Source organism: Paenirhodobacter huangdaonensis (assembly GCF_004022465.1).
Taxonomy (GTDB): Bacteria; Pseudomonadota; Alphaproteobacteria; order Rhodobacterales; family Rhodobacteraceae; genus Rhodobacter; species Rhodobacter huangdaonensis.
Genome location: NZ_SAVA01000007.1, coordinates 115,624 through 130,896, shown reverse-complemented (window position 1 = coordinate 130,896; position 15,273 = coordinate 115,624). Strand labels below are relative to the sequence as shown.

At 70.4% G+C, this 15,273-nt stretch carries 14 protein-coding genes; 4 read left to right on the top strand and 10 right to left on the bottom strand.

Annotated features, from left to right (window positions below; translation table 11 throughout):
* Positions 1-140: 140 nt before the first annotated feature.
* The 3 genes from EOW66_RS13000 (at position 141) to EOW66_RS12990 (ending at position 2,071) form a co-directional block, all read left to right on the top strand.
* Entirely contained in the window at positions 141-791 is a 651-nt protein-coding gene (locus EOW66_RS13000) for a hypothetical protein (RefSeq protein WP_128156760.1), read from the top strand.
* A 145-nt stretch (positions 792-936) separates the two neighbouring features.
* Positions 937-1,710: a DUF6478 family protein gene (locus EOW66_RS12995; RefSeq protein ID WP_128148887.1), complete on the top strand. Its 774-nt coding sequence runs from the start codon at positions 937-939 to the stop codon at positions 1,708-1,710.
* Positions 1,711-1,720: 10 nt separating this feature from the next.
* On the top strand, positions 1,721-2,071 hold the full coding sequence (locus EOW66_RS12990; RefSeq protein ID WP_128156759.1) for a hypothetical protein: 351 nt from the start codon (positions 1,721-1,723) through the stop codon (positions 2,069-2,071).
* A gap of 64 nt (positions 2,072-2,135) precedes the next feature.
* On the opposite strand, the gene EOW66_RS12985 is transcribed toward EOW66_RS12990, so the two are convergent.
* The 6 genes from EOW66_RS12985 to EOW66_RS12960 form a co-directional block, all read right to left on the bottom strand.
* The gene (locus tag EOW66_RS12985) at positions 2,136-4,148 is read right to left on the bottom strand and encodes an NADPH-dependent 2,4-dienoyl-CoA reductase (protein WP_128156758.1); all 2,013 of its coding nucleotides are present in this window, start codon (positions 4,146-4,148) and stop codon (positions 2,136-2,138) included.
* Between the two features lie 101 nt (positions 4,149-4,249).
* On the bottom strand, positions 4,250-5,029 hold the full coding sequence (locus EOW66_RS12980) for a fumarylacetoacetate hydrolase family protein (protein ID WP_206363708.1): 780 nt from the start codon (positions 5,027-5,029) through the stop codon (positions 4,250-4,252).
* 103 nt (positions 5,030-5,132) lie between these two features.
* Complete coding sequence (locus tag EOW66_RS12975; RefSeq protein WP_128156756.1) at positions 5,133-6,233, bottom strand: ABC transporter permease; 1,101 nt, start codon at positions 6,231-6,233, stop codon at positions 5,133-5,135.
* 2 nt (positions 6,234-6,235) lie between these two features.
* Positions 6,236-7,381 (bottom strand): ABC transporter permease, encoded by a 1,146-nt coding sequence (locus tag EOW66_RS12970; protein ID WP_128156755.1) that lies wholly within the window; start codon positions 7,379-7,381, stop codon positions 6,236-6,238.
* Positions 7,378-9,138, bottom strand: a complete 1,761-nt coding sequence (locus tag EOW66_RS12965) for an ATP-binding cassette domain-containing protein (protein WP_128156862.1) — start codon at positions 9,136-9,138, stop codon at positions 7,378-7,380. The genes EOW66_RS12970 and EOW66_RS12965 overlap by 4 nt, the downstream gene beginning before the upstream one ends.
* A gap of 5 nt (positions 9,139-9,143) precedes the next feature.
* Positions 9,144-10,130: an HlyD family efflux transporter periplasmic adaptor subunit gene (locus EOW66_RS12960; RefSeq protein WP_128156754.1), complete on the bottom strand. Its 987-nt coding sequence runs from the start codon at positions 10,128-10,130 to the stop codon at positions 9,144-9,146.
* 102 nt (positions 10,131-10,232) lie between these two features.
* Between EOW66_RS12960 and EOW66_RS12955 the strand changes: the two genes are divergently transcribed.
* Positions 10,233-10,886, top strand: coding sequence for a TetR/AcrR family transcriptional regulator (locus EOW66_RS12955; RefSeq protein ID WP_128156753.1), 654 nt, complete (start codon positions 10,233-10,235; stop codon positions 10,884-10,886).
* On the opposite strand, the gene EOW66_RS12950 is transcribed toward EOW66_RS12955, so the two are convergent.
* The 4 genes from EOW66_RS12950 to iolD are packed head-to-tail and all read right to left on the bottom strand — an operon-like array spanning position 10,876 to position 15,271.
* Positions 10,876-11,655 carry a TIM barrel protein gene (locus EOW66_RS12950; protein WP_128156752.1) on the bottom strand — a complete coding sequence of 260 codons (780 nt, stop codon included), beginning with the start codon at positions 11,653-11,655 and terminating at the stop codon, positions 10,876-10,878. The two genes, EOW66_RS12955 and EOW66_RS12950, sit on opposite strands and share 11 nt — an antisense overlap.
* 24 nt (positions 11,656-11,679) lie before the next feature.
* Positions 11,680-12,486, bottom strand: coding sequence for a 5-deoxy-glucuronate isomerase (gene iolB / locus EOW66_RS12945; RefSeq protein WP_128156751.1), 807 nt, complete (start codon positions 12,484-12,486; stop codon positions 11,680-11,682).
* Between the two features lie 27 nt (positions 12,487-12,513).
* Positions 12,514-13,416 (bottom strand): myo-inosose-2 dehydratase, encoded by a 903-nt coding sequence (gene iolE / locus EOW66_RS12940; RefSeq protein WP_128156750.1) that lies wholly within the window; start codon positions 13,414-13,416, stop codon positions 12,514-12,516.
* Between the two features lie 22 nt (positions 13,417-13,438).
* The gene (gene iolD, locus EOW66_RS12935) at positions 13,439-15,271 is read right to left on the bottom strand and encodes a 3D-(3,5/4)-trihydroxycyclohexane-1,2-dione acylhydrolase (decyclizing) (RefSeq protein ID WP_128156861.1); all 1,833 of its coding nucleotides are present in this window, start codon (positions 15,269-15,271) and stop codon (positions 13,439-13,441) included.
* Positions 15,272-15,273: the final 2 nt, after the last annotated feature.

The following is a 15,273-nucleotide window of genomic DNA, read 5'->3' as shown; positions in this document are numbered from 1 at the left end:
GCGCCGGGGCGCGGGGGGCAAGGCGAAAGGCCCCGGCCGCCGCGGCGCGCAGGCGGCCGGTCGCGCAGTCGCCCTTCACCCCTTCGGCACCGCCCGAGGCAAGGCTTGCCGGGCGCCGCCGCGCTCGCTATGCCTTTTGCATGAGCACAAGGACCTGTCCCTTTTCGCTGCGGCGCCTGCTGCTGCCGGCCCTGCTTGCGGGGCTTGCCGGCTGCGTCGCACCCGGCACGCCCGCCACCGACCGCGCCGAGGTGCTCGGCGGCACGATGACCCTCGTTGCGCCGAAGGGGTTCTGCGTCGACCCCGGCTCGCGGCGCGAGGAGCGCGCCGGCAGCTTCGTGCTGTGGGGCAATTGCGCGGCGATCTCGGGCGATCCGGCGGCGCCGAAGCCGCCCTATCGGGCGATGCTCACCGCCACCGTCGGCCCCGAGGGGGCGGGCCCGGTGGAGGCGACCTTCCCGGGCTTCGAGCGCTTCTTCCGCTCGGGCGCGGGGCGCGCGGCGCTCGCCCGTTCCGGCGCGCCCGACGATGTCGAGATCCTGAAGGTCCGGCGCAGCGGCCATCTGCTGCTGCTGAAGATCCGCGACCGTTCGAGCGTGCAGGGCGCGCCGGTGAGCGAGACCTACTGGCGCGCGATCACCGGCCTTGCCGGGCGGATCACCGCACTTTCGGTGCTGCCGCTCGAGGGTGCCTCGATCAGCGACACGGCGCAGATTCGCCTGCTGACCGATTTCGATGCAACCATTCGCGCGGCGAACCCGGAAACGGTCCCCGGTTCGCCGAAGGGTTGAGCGACAGCACCGGCTTTCCCGCGAAATCCCCGGAAACCGGAACGATTCCACTTTTCCCGCTTCAAATTCAGGAAGGGCGCGAATAAAACTCTGAAAAGCTGGGATTGTTTCCAAGAAGTTAACGATTTGTTACAAGGGTCGCGGCATGGTCAAGAAGCAGGACTCTTTTCTCGATCGGCTGGTGCAGCGACGGGCGCTGGCGCGCTGGCAGCGGGCGACGCGCCTTGCCCCCTCTCTTGACCTCGATGACCTGCGTCAGCTGCGCGCAGATGCCGCGCAGGTGCGCCATGCCGTCGGTCAGCTTCTGCATGTCGCCGACGGCCGGCTGACGATGCCGGTCAGCAGCGGCGACGGTATCGAGCGGCCGCTCGGCGCGGACTGGGCCTGGCGGCCGAACCTGTGGCGTGGCCCGATCAGCCCGGCCGGCATCGCCGCGGCGGAGAACCGCGACCGGCTCGGCGACGAGATCACGCTGTTCCACGACTGCAAGGTTTCCGAGCTGACGCTGCGCCAGATGCGCAATACCCGCGACAAGGATCTTGCGCCCTACGGGCTGCGCATGGACGTGTTCCGCTTCGACGGCTCGTTCCTCTCGCTGGTGCTCGATCTGCCCGAGAGCGGGCTGCGCGGGCTGCGGCGCACCCATCTGCTGCGGCTGAACATGGAGGTCGAGGTGGAAAAACCGCTCGAGATCTTCTGCCGGCTGAACGTCAAGCACGGGCCGAACACCGAGCAGCTGGTGCGCGAACTGCCGCTGAGCTCGGGGCCGAGCCATGTCGATTTCGATCTGGCCTATACCAAGATGAACGAGAAGCGGCTGGAGAAGGCTTGGGTCGACCTGATCTTCGAGGGGCCGCAGATGAACCAGGTGGTGCTGCGCGACGTGACCTTCGTGCGCCACCCGCGTGCGGATATCTGAGGGGGAAGCCATGCTGGAAATGTCGCGGGTGCGGGGCGGCCGCTGGGAAGCGATCTGGGACGGGGCGAATGACGCGCGCATCGCCGTGCTGCACCAGGGCGAAGAGCTGACGGGGCTGAGCTTCGAGGCGACGGGCGACGGCAAATGGCGGCTGAGCCTGCCGCTGCCGCCCGAACTCCTGTCGGACGGGGTGCAGACCTTCGTCATCCGCGAGGGCAGCGAGACGGTCGGCAGCTTCGCGATCGTCACCGGCGCGCCGCTCGAGGATGACCTGCGCGCCGAGCTCGACCTCTTGCGCGCCGAGCTCGACCTGCTGAAGAAGGCGTTCCGGCGCCATTGCGTCGAGACCGGCGCGGCCTGAGCGGCGACGGCCGGGGGGCGCCGCCCCCCCCGACCCCCCGAGGTATTTCGGGCAAGGAGAAAGATCAGAGCGCGGCGCCGAGGCGGGTGCCCTGGTCGATCGCCCGCTTCGCATCAAGCTCGCCCGCGACATCGGCGCCGCCGATCACCTGCGGCGTGATCCCGGCGGCGATCAGCCGGTCGGCAAGGCTGCGCTCGCTGAGCTGGCCGGCGCACAGAACCACCGTATCGGCGGCGATCAGCGTGGGCTCCTTGCGCTCGGGGCCGAAGCTGACCTGCAGCCCCTCGGCGGTGATTGCCTCGTAATTCACCCCGCCCAGCATCCGCACGCCCTTGGCCTGCAGCGCCGCGCGGTGGATCCAGCCGGTGGTCTTGCCAAGCTTGCGACCGGGCTTTTCCGGCTTGCGCTGCAGAAGCGTCACCTGCCGTGCCGGCGGTTCGGGCTGCGGCGGCGCGAGCCCGCCCGGGGTCTGCGCCGGATCGCCGACGCCCCATTCGCGCATCCATTCCGCCGGGTGCAGGGTCGGGCTGTCGGAGACCGTCAGGAACTCGGCCACATCAAAGCCGATGCCGCCCGCGCCGATGATCGCAACGCGCGGGCCGGCGGTGACCCGGCCGGTCAGGATGTCGATATAGCTGGCGGCCCGCTCCTCGCCCGGGATGGCGGGGCTGCGCGGCGTGACGCCGGTGGCGATGATGACATCATCGAAGTCCGCGAGCGTGTCGACCGTTGCCTCGGTGTTCAGCCGCAGCGTGACGCCGGTGCGCGTGAGCATCGTCGCGAACCAGTCGGTGAGGCCGTGGAATTCCTCCTTGCCCGGCACCCGGCGCGCCATGCACAGCTGTCCGCCGATCTCGGCCGCGCGGTCGAAAAGGGTGACGGCATGGCCGCGGCCGGCGGCGGTGATCGCGGCGGAAAGCCCCGCGGGCCCCGCGCCGACGACGGCGATGCGTTTCGGCGTGGCGGCGGGGGCAAGGGTCAGCTCGGTCTCGTGCCCGGCGCGCGGGTTGACGAGGCAGCTCGAGATCTTGCCCGCAAAGGTGTGATCGAGGCAGGCCTGGTTGCAGCCGATGCAGGGGGCGATCTCATCCGCGCGGCCCGCGGCGGCCTTGGCGACGAAATCGGGATCGGCGAGGAAGGGACGGGCAAGCGAAACCATGTCGGCATCGCCGCGGGCGAGGATTTCCTCGGCGACGCCCGGGGTGTTGATCCGGTTCGAGGTGATGACCGGGATCGAGACCTCGGGGCGCAGCCGGGCGGTGAGCCAGGTGAAGGCCGCGCGCGGCACCGAGGTGGCGATCGTCGGCACCCGCGCCTCGTGCCAGCCGATGCCGGTGTTGAGCATCGTGGCGCCGGCGGCCTCGATCGCCTTCGCGAGCCTCACCACCTCGTCCCAGGTCGAGCCCTCGGGCACCAGGTCGATGAGCGAGATCCGGTAGATCACGATGAAATCGGGGCCGACCGCTTCGCGCACGCGTTTGACCACCTCGACCGGCAGGCGCATCCGGTTCTCGTAGGAGCCGCCCCAGCGGTCCTCGCGCCGGTTCACGTGGCGCACGAGGAACTGGTTCAGGAAATACCCTTCCGAGCCCATCACCTCGACGCCGTCATAGCCCGCCTCGCGGGCGCGGGCGGCAGCGGTGGCGATGTCGGCGATTTGCTTCTCGATCCCGGCCTCGTCGAGTTCGCGCGGCGGGAACGGCGAGATCGGCGATTTCACCGCGCTCGCCGACACGCACTCGGGCGAATAGGCATAGCGGCCCGCATGCAGGATCTGCATCGCGATGCGCCCGCCGGCCGCATGCACGCGCTCGGTGACGAGGCGGTGATGGGCGATGTCCTCGGCGGTGAACAGCCCCGCCGCTCCCGGAAACACCCCGCCCTCGCGGTTCGGCGCCATGCCGCCCGTCACCATCAGCCCGACGCCGCCGCGGGCGCGCTCGGCGTAGAACTCGGCGACGCGGTTCCAGTCGCCGGTCTCCTCGAGATTGGTGTGCATCGAGCCCATCAGCACGCGGTTCTTCAGAACGACGTGACCGAGGTCGAGCGGCGCAAGCATATGCGGATAGTGGCTCATAGGTCTCCTCCCTGGCTGGCGCCAAAGTGACGTGCACGGAAGCCTCTGTCACGCCGAACGCGGCGTCAATGGCGGGCCGGTGTCGGCCGGACCGGACCGGCTCAGCCCCGCGCCGCGCCGAAGCGCACCGCCGCCTCGCCCAGCCCCTCGATCCGCGCGACATACCGGCTGCCGGGCGTCGCCGTCAGCATCGGGCCAAGCGCGCCCGAGAGCAGCACGTCGCCCGGGGCAAGCGGATAGCCCACCCGGGCCATCCCCCGCGCCAGCCACAGCGCCGCGTTCAGCGGCGAGCCGAAACAGGCGTCGCCGCGCCCCTCGGAGAGCGTGCCGTCCGTTCCCTCCATCCGCATCGCGCAACCGAGCAGGTCGAGCGTCTCGAGCCGGCGCGGAAAGGGCCCGAGGGTGAAGAACGCGGAAGAGCCGTTGTCGGCCACGGTATCGACGAAGCGGATGTCCCAGTTCGCGATGCGCGAGCCGACGATCTCGATCGCCGGCACGGCACAGTCGATGCCGCGGATCAGTTCGGCCATGCTGAGGTCCGCCGCGGTCAGCTCGCGGCCGACGATGAAGGCGATCTCGGCCTCGACCTTGAACTGGGCGCCGGGGTTCCAGGCGATCTCGGCGTCGTGCATCACCTCCATGTCGGCGAAGAGCATGCCGTAATCGGGCTGATCGACGCCCAGCTGGCGCTGCACAACGGGGTTGGTCAGCCCGACCTTGCGCCCGACGAGACGGCCGCCGGCGGCGAGGCGGTGCGTGGTGTTGATCTGCTGCACCGCATAGGCCTCGGCGCCGGTGCTCAGCCGGTCGCGCAGCGGCGCGATGGTGCGGCCCCCGGCCTCGGCGGCGCGCAGCTCCGCGGCGATGGTTTCAAGCGTCATTCGGCCCTCCTCTGCCCGGTCGGGGCGTTCCTGTGCGGGCCGGCGCGGGCCGCGCGAGCTTACCATAGGCGCAAGGCGGGCGGGCGCAACAGCGCGGGGCCGGTCAGGACCGCGCCTGCCGGTCGAACACCCGATGCGCGACGAAGAGCGTGACAAGCGCGATGCCGAACAGCGCCGAGACCGCCGGCACCACCTCGGCCAGGCCAAAGCCCTTGAGGAAGATCCCCTTCGACAGCGCGATGAAATGGGTGAGCGGGTTCACCGCGCTCAGCAGCCGCAATGCGGTCGGCATGTTCTCGACCGGGGCGAGATAGCCCGACAGCACCACCGAGGGCACCATGAAGCAGAACACGCCCAGAAAGGCCTGCTGCTGGCTCGCGCTGATCGCCGAGATCAGCAGCCCCACGCCGGAGAGCGCCAGCGCATAGGCGAACATCGCCAGCAGCAGCATCCACAGCTGCCCGGTAAAGGGCACGCCGTAAAGGAAGACTGCCGCCGCGGCGATCACGCTGGCCTGCACCATCGCTACCAGAATGCCCGGCACCGCCTTGCCGACCATGATGTAGCCCGGCGTCAGCGGCGTGACGAGGAGCTGGTCATAGGTGCCCTCCTCGCGCTCGCGCGCCAGCGACAGCGCGGTGACCAGCAGGCAGCCGATGGTCGAGATGATCGCGACAAGGCTGGGCAGCACGAACCACTTGTAGTTCAGGTTCGGGTTGTAGAGGTTGCGCCGCTCGATCCTTGCGGGCAGCACCTGCCCGGCGCGCTCGTCGGCGAAGGTCGAGGTGATGTCGCGGATGTAGGAAAAGGCGATCTGCGCCGCGTTCGACTTGCGCCCGTCGATCAGCGCCTGCAGCCTGACCGGGGTGCCCGCCAGCACCTTGCGCGAGAAGTCGGGCGGGATGCGCAGGCCGAGGAGCGCCTTTTGCCCGTCGATCGTCTGTTCCAGCTCGGCCTCGCTGTGCACCGGATAAAGCGTGCCGAAGGCCGAGGCGGCGGCGATGCGGTGCATCAGTTCGACCGCCTCGGCGCCCGGATCCTCGTTCAGGATCGCGACGGCGGCATTGCGCACCTCGAGCGTGGTGGCGAAGGGAAAGACGGCAAGCTGCACCAGAAGCGGCATCATCAGCATCGCCACATTGCGGCGCGAGGACAGCAGCTGCGCCAGCTCTTTCGCGATCAGGGTGAGGATGCGGCGCCACATCGTCAGCCGTCCAGTCGCATGCGGGTGCGCCGCGCCGTCAGGCCCAGCCAGAACAGCGCCGAGACCAGCAGGAACAGCAGGTTCGGCAGCAAGATGGCGGCGATGTCGCCGGCCTGGAACAGGGTCTGCATCACCGTCACGAAATAGCGCGCCGGCACGATCAGCGTCACCGCCTGCACGACGGCCGGCATCGAGGAGATCTCGAAGATCAGCCCGGACAGCATCACCGCCGGCAGGAAGGCTGCGTTGAGCGCCGCGAGCGCCGCATTGAACTGGTTGCGGGTCAACGTCGACAGCAGCAGCCCGAGGCCAAGCGCGCTGCCCAGGAACAGGCTGGTGGCGATGAACAGCATGGCGATCGAGCCGCGCAGCGGCACCTGCATCAGCGTCACCGCGATGACCACGCAGACCGCCATCGCGATCAGCCCGAGCCCGTAATAGGGCAGCGCCTTCGACAGCAGCAGCTCGGCCCGTCGCACCGGGGTGGCGAGCAGCGCCTCCATCGTGCCGCGCTCCCATTCCCGCGCGACGACGAGCGAGGTCAGCAGCGCGCCGATGATCGTCATCACCACCGCGATCGAGCCCGGGATCAGGAAGTTGCGGCTTTCGGTCGAGGGGTTGAACCAGTAGCGCGGTTCCAGCGACACCGGCGGGTCGGCGCTGAGGCCGCGGGCATCGGCGCGGGCATGCAGCCAGGTTTCGAACAGGCCCTGGGCATAGCTGGCGACGAAATTCGCGGTGTTCGGCTCCGAGCCGTCGGTCAGCACCTGAATCCGCGCGCTGCCGTCGCCAGCGGCCAGCCGCGCGCCGAAATCCTGCGGGATCACGATGAGGCCGCGCAGCGCGCCCTCGGCCATCGGCGTGGCCAGCTCGGCCCGGGTCCGGGCAAAGCGCGGGCGGATATAGGGCGAGCCGGCGGCCACGGCGGCAAAGCGCTGCGCCTCGGCGCCCTGATCCTCGAGCACGATGCCGAGCGACAGCCGGTTGGTATCAAGCGAGATGCCGAAGCCGAAGATGAACAGCAGCACGACCGGCAGCACCACGGCAATCAGCAGACTGCTCGGATCGCGCAGGATCTGCTTCGTCTCCTTGATGCAGAGCGCGCGCAACCGGCGCAGCGAAAACCCCTCGTGCGGCGCGCGGCTCATGGCGCGCCCCCTGCCGCAGCGCGGGTGGCATCGTCGCGCTCGATCAGCCGGATGAAGGCATCCTCGAAGGTCGGGTCGGGCAGCGCGGCATCGGCCACCTGCCGTTTCAGATCGTCAGGCGGGCCGACGGCAATCAGCCGGCCGCGATAGACCAGCCCGATGCGGTCGCAGTATTCCGCCTCGTCCATGAAATGGGTGGTCACCATCACCGTCACGCCACGGTCGACAAGCGCGTTGATATGCGACCAGAACTCGCGCCGGGTCACCGGATCGACACCCGAGGTCGGCTCGTCGAGGAACAGCAGCGGCGGCTCGTGCATCAGCGCGCAAGCGAGCGACAGGCGTTGCTTGAAGCCAAGCGGCAGCTCGCCCGCCTGTGTGCGGCGATACTGGTCAAGCTCGAAGCTTTCCAGCATCTGCGCCACCTTGCGGTCGCGGGTGCGGCCGCTGAGCCCGTAGATGCCGGCGAAGAAGCGCAGGTTCCGCTCGACCCCGAGGTTGCCGTAGAGCGAGAATTTCTGCGCCATGTAGCCCAGATTCTGCCGCGCCTCGGGGGCCGAGTGCTTCAGGTCGATGCCCATCACCTGCGCCTCGCCGGATGTGGGCGCGAGCAGGCCGCACATCATCCGGAAGGTGGTCGACTTGCCCGCGCCGTTCGGGCCGAGCAGGCCGAAGATCTCGCCGCGCCGGACCGAGAAGCTGACGTGATCGGTGGCGACGAAATCGCCGAAGCGGCGGGTCAGGTCATCGGCGCGGATCACCGCCTCGGGGTCGACATGCGCCGGCAGCGTCACCTCGGCGAGCGTGGAGGCGAGGGGCGAGCGGCCGTCGGGCCCGCCGCCCACAAGGTCGATGAAGGCGTCCTCGAGCCGCGGCTCGACCGGCACGATGCGCGGCGCGTCCGCGCCCAGCTCGGCCACGGGCGGCGCCTGCCCCTCGGCCAGCACAAGCCGCACGGCATCGCCCTGGATCACCCCGTCGATCACACCCGGAAGGCCGAGCGCGCGGCGCAGGAAATGGCGTCGGTTGCCGCGGATGTCGCAAGCCAGCACCGCGCGGCCGCGCATCCGCGCGATCTGCTCGCCCGGCGGACCCGCAAAGATCACCCGCCCGGCGTTCATCAGGCACAGCGCATCGCAACGCTCGGCCTCCTCGAGGTAGGCCGTGGCCCAGACCACCGCCATGCCCTCGGCGGCGAGCGCCTGCACCATCCGCCACAGCTCGCGCCGCGAGATCGGATCGACGCCCACCCCGGGCTCGTCCAGCAGCAGCAGTTCCGGCTGCCCGACCAGCGTGCAGGCAAGACCGAGCTTCTGCTTCATCCCCCCCGACAGCTTGCCGGCCAGCCGCCCGGTAAAGCGGTGCAGATCGGTGAAATCGAGCAGCCGGCCGAATTGTGCCTGCCGGGCCGCGCCGGTGACGCCGCGCAGATCGGCATAGAGAACCAGGTTCTCCATCACCGTCAGATCCTCGTAGAGGCCGAATTTCTGCGGCATGTAGCCGACCCGCAGATGCAGCTCGGCGCCGGCGCGCAGCGGGTCGAGGCCCAGCACCTCGATCTCGCCCGAGACGGGTTTCAACAGCCCCGCCATCAGCCGCATCAGCGTGGTCTTGCCCGCGCCATCGGGGCCCGCAAGCCCGGTGATGACGCCGCGCGCCACGGTCAGCGAAACGTCGTCGAGCGCATGTTCCCCGGTGCCCTGCCCGGCATAGCGGTGGGTCAGGCCGCGGATCGAAACCGCCAGACCCGCCGCCATCGCGCTCACCCCGCCTCGGCGGCAAGGCGCACGGTCACCGGCATGCCCTGACGCAGCGCGGCGTCGCCATCCCCGACGGTGATCCGCAGCCGGTAGACGAGGGCGCTGCGCAGGCTTTGCGTCTCGACCTGCTTCGGGGTGAACTCGGCGCGCGAGGACACGAAGCCCACGGTGCCGTGATAGGGTGCCCCCGGGCGGGCGTCGGTGAAGACCAGCACCCTGGTTCCGGGCGGAACGCGGCCAAGGTCGGGCTCCTCGACATAGGCGCGCACGCGGACGGGGGTATCGAGCGACAGCGTCACCACCGTGGTGCCGGCCGCGACCATCGCCCCCGGCTCGACCGCGCGGGTCAGCACTGTGCCCGCCGCGGGTGTGCGCAGCACGGTATCGTCAAGCTGGATCTGCGCCGCGTCGCGCGCGGCTGCGGCGGCCTGGCGCTGTGCCGCGGCCTGCGCGATCTCGGCCGGGCGGGGCCCGTTCACCGCCGCCAGATGCGCCTGCACCGCGGCCTCGTGCGCCGCCTGCGCCTGACCAAGCGCTGCCTCGGTGGAATCGAGCGCCTGCTGCAGCGAGACCGAGGTGGTCTTGAGCGCCTTTTGCCGCGCATAGCTCGCCTCGGCATTGCGCAGCGTCGCCTCGGTGCCTGCGACCTCGGCCGCAAGCCGGGCGATTTCCTCGCTGCGCGCGCCCTCCTTCAGCAGCGTCTCGGCCGCCGTCGCGGCATCGAGCGTGCCCTGCGCCTGCGCGCGCGCGGCACGCTGCGGCGCCGCGTCGAGCCGGGCGATCTCGTCTCCGGGCGCAAGGCGATCGCCCTCCTCGACGGCAAGCGACGCGATCCGGCCGCCGGTGCGGAAGGCAAGGTCCAGCTCGCGGATGTCGACATTGCCGCCCAGGACAAGCGCCCCGGGCGCCGCCGACCGCGCCTGCCACAGCACAAGGCCCGCCGCCAGTGCCACCACCGCCAGACCTCCGATGATCGCGCCCCGTCGCATCGCGCCGCTCCCTGTCATGCCGCGCCAGCCTAGGTAGGCGCCGCGCCGCTGACAACTGAAAAATGACTGGCGGGTCATTTTGTCCCGTGCCATGCTGGCGCCATGCAGGATGCCGCACCCGCCCCCGCGGACGTGCCGCCCGAAGCGGGGCTGCGCGACCGCAAGAAGGAAGCCAAGCGCGCCGCGATCATCGCGGCGGCGCAGGCCGAGTTCATCGCCCATGGCTTTGCCGAGGCGCGGCTGGCGCGGGTGGCGGCGCGGGCGGGCGTGGCGAAGGGCACGCTCTACCTGTATTTCGACAGCAAGGAGGCGCTCTTCGATGCGGTGCTGCGGGGCGCGCTGCCGCTGATCTTCGCGCCGCCCGAGGCCGCCGATCCGGGCATCCCGCCGCAGACCGCCTTCCGCCTGCGGCTGCGTGCGGCGATCGCCGACATGCAGGCCTCGGGGCGCGACAAGCTGGCGCTGATCGTGCTGAGCGAAAGCGCGCAGTTCCCGGGCCTGGCGCGGATCTATCTCGAGACGATCCTCGAGCCGCTGTTCGGGCTGGTGCGCGACTATGCCAGCAGCTCAGGGGTGGCGCGGCTCGAACCGCTCACCCGCTATCCGCAGCTGCTGCTGGCGCCGATGCTGGCGGCGACGATGTGGAACCGGCTGATGACCGAACGCCCGCCGCTCGACCTGCCCGAGCTGCTCGAGACGCATCTGACGCTGGTGCTGGGCCCGCCCGAGGGGGAGGCCGCGCCGCTCACAGGGTGAAGGCCGCGACGAAGGCATCGACCGCGGCGTCGCTGTCGCCCGCGGCGAAGGCCTCCATCCCCACCGGGCCGCGATAGCCCATCGCCCAAAGGCCCCGCGCCACGCCGGGATAGTTGATCTCGCCGGTGCCGGGTTCGCAGCGGCCGGGGTTGTCGGCGACCTGCACCTCGCCGATCCAGGGCAGGCATTTCTCGCACCAGCGCAGCAGATCGCCCTCGCCCAGCTGGGTGTGATAGAGGTCGAGGTTGATGCGCAGCTGCGGCCGGTCGACCGAGGACACCAGCGCCAGCACATCCGCGGTGCGACCGAAGGGGCAGCCGGGGTGGTCGAGCGGGTTGAGGTTCTCGAGGGTGAAGACCACGCCCTCGGCCTCGGCCAGATCGCAGATCCGCATCAGCGTGTCGCGCGCGCGCAGCCACATCGCGCCGGTGACGACCTCGCTTTGCCGCAGCGGGATGCCGCCCGGGCCAAGGCCGGTGCCGTGCAGGTTCAGCCGCGCCACGCCAAGCCGCTTGCCCACCTGCACCGTCTCGCGCGCCGAGGCCAGCAGCCGCTCGGCCCCCTCGGCATCGGCGAGCCGGCCCTCGAGATAGCCGTTCATGATCGTGTAGCTCGCGCCCAACCGTTCCAGTTCGGCGATGTCATGGTCGGGCCAGTTCCACAGCCCGACGCCAAGGCCGCGCTCGGTCAGGCGGGCGACGCGCCACGCGATCGGGCGCTCGGGCCAGAGCATCTCGGCGCAGACGGCAAGCGGAAAGGGTCGGGTCATTCGCGTCACTCCGGTAGCCCGCGCTCAGCCGTCGCGGTCAAGGATCCAGGTCACTGCCGGGTCGGGCTGAAAGCGCCAGTTGCGGCGCGGCCCGGCCATGACATTGAGGTAATACATCTCGAAGCCATAGGGCGCGCCGCAGGGATGGTGGCCGCGCGGCACCAGAACGACATCGCCGTCCTGCACCGCCATCGTCTCGTCGAGCGTGCCGTCCTCGGTATAGACCCGCTGGATGCCGAAGCCCTGCGCCGGGTTGATCCGGTGATAATAGGTCTCTTCGAGATAGGTGATGCGGGGGAAGTCGTCCTCGTCGTGGCGGTGGCTCGGATAGGACGACCAGTGGCCGGCGGGGGTGAAGACCTCGGTCACCAGCAGGCTGTCGCAGATGTCTTCGGCCTCCATCGCGATGTTGTGCACATAGCGGGTGTTGGTGCCCCGCCCGCGTTCGGTGAGCGCGATGCCCCCGGGCCCGATCCGGCGCGCCGGATGGTTGCCGCGGCCCGGCGCGGCACAGACCGCAACGGTGCACTCGGTCTCGGCGACAAGGCTCCAGTCCTGCCCGTTCGGGACGTAAAGGCAATGCGGCGGCGTGCGCTCGAACACGTTCATCCGCTCGCCCAGAACGCCCCAGTCCTGCCCGGCGGCATGGATGCGCGCCCGCCCCTCGACCAGAACGAGGATCACCTCGGTCGCGCCGGTCGCCTCGGCCGCGCTCTCGCCCGGGCGCAGCCGGTAGAGCGAAAAGCCGACATAGCGCCAGCCGGCCGAGGCCGGAGTGATCTCGTGCACCTTGCCATGGGTGCCGAAGGGTTTGCGCAGCAGATCCGCCATCATCCTCTCCTTTTCACCGACACCGCCTCAGGCGGCATCAAGCCCCGCCTCGCGCGCCGCAGCCTTCAGCGCCTTCAGGCCCATCGACTGGTAGACGAGCGGCGACCGGACCTTCGGGTCCTGCTCGGCCTCGATCACCAGCCAGCCGTCATAGCCCGCCTGCGCCAGCAGCCGCAGCAGCGGCACGAAGTCGATCGCGCCCTCGGGGTCACCGGGCACGGTGAAGGCGCCGGCCAGCACCCCCTCGATGAAGGACAGATCCTCGGCCCGGACCCGGTCGCAGACCGCGCGGCGGATGTTCTTGGCGTGGAAATGGCGCACCCGGCCGACGTGGCGGGCCAGCACCTCGGCCGGCACGCCGCCGCCAAAGGCGCAGTGCCCCGCATCGAAGAGCAGATGCGTCGCCGGGCCCGTCGCCGCCATGAAGGCGTCGATCTCCTCGGGGCTTTCGACCACGGTGCCCATATGGTGGTGATAGACGAGGGTGATCCCCTCGCCGGCCAGATAGGCTGCGAAGGCCTCGATCTTCGCGCCGAAGTCGCGCATCCCGTCGGCGCTCAGCCGCGGGCGGTCGTTCACCGGGTGGCTCGGGTCCGAATGCACCGCGTTCGAGGTCTCGCAGACGATGCAGACGGCACAGCCGTTCGCCTTCAGCTTCGCAAGATGGCCCTGCACCGCTTCGATCTCGGCCTCGACGGAGCGGGTCAGAAGCTCGGTCGAATACCAGCCCGAGATGAAGGCAAGGCCATAGGAGCCCAGCAGCGCACGCAGCGCCTGCGGCTCCTCGGGCCAGCGATGGCCGTTCTCGATGCCGTCGAAGCCGATCACCTCGCCCGCCTCGTGCAGGATCTGCGCGGTCGGGATCTCGGCGCCGATCGAGCGGTCGTCGTCATTCGCCCAGGCGATGGGGTTGGTGCCATAGCGGATCATCTGATTCTCCTGTCGGCGGGTGTCAGTTCGCACGCCGCACCCGGGCGGCCTGCGCAAGGTAACGGTCATAGGCGGCGGCGATCTCGGGGCGGTGGCTGACCTCGGGCACGGCCACGTCCCACCAGTGCCCGGCGGCACCGAAGCCCGGCCCCTCGGTGGCGCGGGTCTCGATCACGATCACGGTGGGGATGTCGCGCCCGCGCGCCGCAGTCACCTCGGCCTCGAGGTCGGCGATGGTCACGGCGCGGACGGCATGGGCGCCAAGCGAGGCGGCATGGGCGACATAGTCGATCTCGGGCTGTGCCTCGACCGCGCACTCCGTGTAGAGGTTGTTGAACGCGGCCCCGCCGCAGGCCTGCTGCAGCCGGTTGATGCAGCCGTAACCGCGGTTGTCGGTCAGCACCACGGTGAAGGGCACGCGCCGCATCACCGCCGTCGCCAGCTCCGAATTCGCCATCATGTAGCTGCCGTCGCCGGTGAAGCAGATCACCTCGCGTTCGGGGTGCGCCAGTTTCAGCCCGATCGCGCCGGCGATCTCGTAGCCCATGCAGCTGAAGCCGTATTCCATGTGATAGCCGCCCTGCGACGCCTGCCACAGCAGCTTGAGCGCGCCGGGCATGGTGCCCGCGGCCCCCATCGCGATCGCCTCGGGGCCGGTCGCGCGCTGCACCGCGCCGATCACCTGCGCGTCGCTCGGCAGCGGGCCGTCCGGGTCAGGGGCGGCGCAATGGGCATCGACCGCGGCAAGCCAGGCGGCGCGCGCCGCCGCATCGACCGTGCCACGATAGCCGCCCATCTGCGCCGACAGCCGCTCGAGCGCCACCCGCGCATCGGCGACCAGCGGCACCGCGCCATGCTTGAGCGCGTCCTGCGCCTGCACGTTCACTGACACCAGCCGGCGGGCGGGATTGGCGAAAAGCGACCACGAGCCGGTGGTGAAATCCTGAAACCGGGTGCCGATGCCCAGCACCAGATCGGCCGCCGCCGCCGCCGCATTCGCCGCGGCCGAGCCATCGACCCCAGCCGCGCCAAGGTTCATCGGATGTGCCTGCGCCAGCGCCGACTTGCCCGCCTGGGTCTCGATCACCGGGATCGCGTGGCGGGCGGCGAACTCGGCCAGCGCCGCCTCGGCGCCGGAATAGATCACCCCGCCGCCTGCCACGATCACCGGCGCCTGCGCCGCGCGGATCAGCGCCGCCACCTCGGCCAGCTCGGCCATGTCGGGCTCGGGCCGGCGGATGCGCCAGACCCGCGGCGCGAAGAAGTCGCACGGCCAGTCGAAGCCCTCGGCCTGCACATCCTGACAGAAGGACAGGCACACCGGGCCGCAGTCGGCCGGATCGGTCATCACCGCAAGCGCCCGCGGCAGGGCACTCAGCAGCTGTTCGGGCCGGGTGATGCGGTCGAAATAGCGCACCACCGGGCGGAAGCAGTCATTGGCCGAGACCGTGCCATCGCCGAAATCCTCGATCTGCTGCAGCACCGGATCGGGCCGGCGCCCGGCGAAGACATCGCCCGGGATCAGCAACAGCGGCAGCCGGTTCACATGCGCGAGCGCCGCCGCCGTCACCATGTTCGTCGCCCCCGGCCCGATCGACGAGGTCACCGCCATCGCCCGCCGCCGGGCATGGCCCTTGGCGAAGGCGATCGCGGCATGGGCCATCGTCTGCTCGTTCTGGCCGCGCCAGGTCGGGAAGGTGTCGCGCGCCTCGTGCAATGCCGCGCCCAGCCCCGCCACATTGCCATGGCCGAAGATCGCCCAGATCCCCTCGACGAAGCGCTCGCCCTCCTCGGTCATCTGCGCGGCAAGCCAGCGCACCATCGCCTGCGCCGCCGTCAGCCGGATCGTCTCCATCG

Bases quoted from the DNA above. Each gene is read 5' to 3' on its own strand.
- EOW66_RS12975 (WP_128156756.1), bottom strand. From the start codon at position 6,233: ATGTGGCGCCGCATCCTCACCCTGATCGCGAAAGAGCTGGCGCAGCTG.
- EOW66_RS12990 (WP_128156759.1), top strand. From the start codon at position 1,721: ATGCTGGAAATGTCGCGGGTGCGGGGCGGCCGCTGGGAAGCGATCTGG.
- EOW66_RS12955 (WP_128156753.1), top strand. From the start codon at position 10,233: ATGCAGGATGCCGCACCCGCCCCCGCGGACGTGCCGCCCGAAGCGGGG.
- EOW66_RS12985 (WP_128156758.1), bottom strand. From the start codon at position 4,148: ATGAGCCACTATCCGCATATGCTTGCGCCGCTCGACCTCGGTCACGTC.
- EOW66_RS12960 (WP_128156754.1), bottom strand. From the start codon at position 10,130: ATGCGACGGGGCGCGATCATCGGAGGTCTGGCGGTGGTGGCACTGGCG.
- iolE (WP_128156750.1), bottom strand. From the start codon at position 13,416: ATGATCCGCTATGGCACCAACCCCATCGCCTGGGCGAATGACGACGAC.
- EOW66_RS12965 (WP_128156862.1), bottom strand. From the start codon at position 9,138: ATGGCGGCGGGTCTGGCGGTTTCGATCCGCGGCCTGACCCACCGCTAT.
- EOW66_RS12980 (WP_206363708.1), bottom strand. From the start codon at position 5,029: ATGACGCTTGAAACCATCGCCGCGGAGCTGCGCGCCGCCGAGGCCGGG.
- EOW66_RS12995 (WP_128148887.1), top strand. From the start codon at position 937: ATGGTCAAGAAGCAGGACTCTTTTCTCGATCGGCTGGTGCAGCGACGG.
- iolB (WP_128156751.1), bottom strand. From the start codon at position 12,486: ATGGCGGATCTGCTGCGCAAACCCTTCGGCACCCATGGCAAGGTGCAC.
- iolD (WP_128156861.1), bottom strand. From the start codon at position 15,271: ATGGAGACGATCCGGCTGACGGCGGCGCAGGCGATGGTGCGCTGGCTT.
- EOW66_RS12970 (WP_128156755.1), bottom strand. From the start codon at position 7,381: ATGAGCCGCGCGCCGCACGAGGGGTTTTCGCTGCGCCGGTTGCGCGCG.
- EOW66_RS13000 (WP_128156760.1), top strand. From the start codon at position 141: ATGAGCACAAGGACCTGTCCCTTTTCGCTGCGGCGCCTGCTGCTGCCG.
- EOW66_RS12950 (WP_128156752.1), bottom strand. From the start codon at position 11,655: ATGACCCGACCCTTTCCGCTTGCCGTCTGCGCCGAGATGCTCTGGCCC.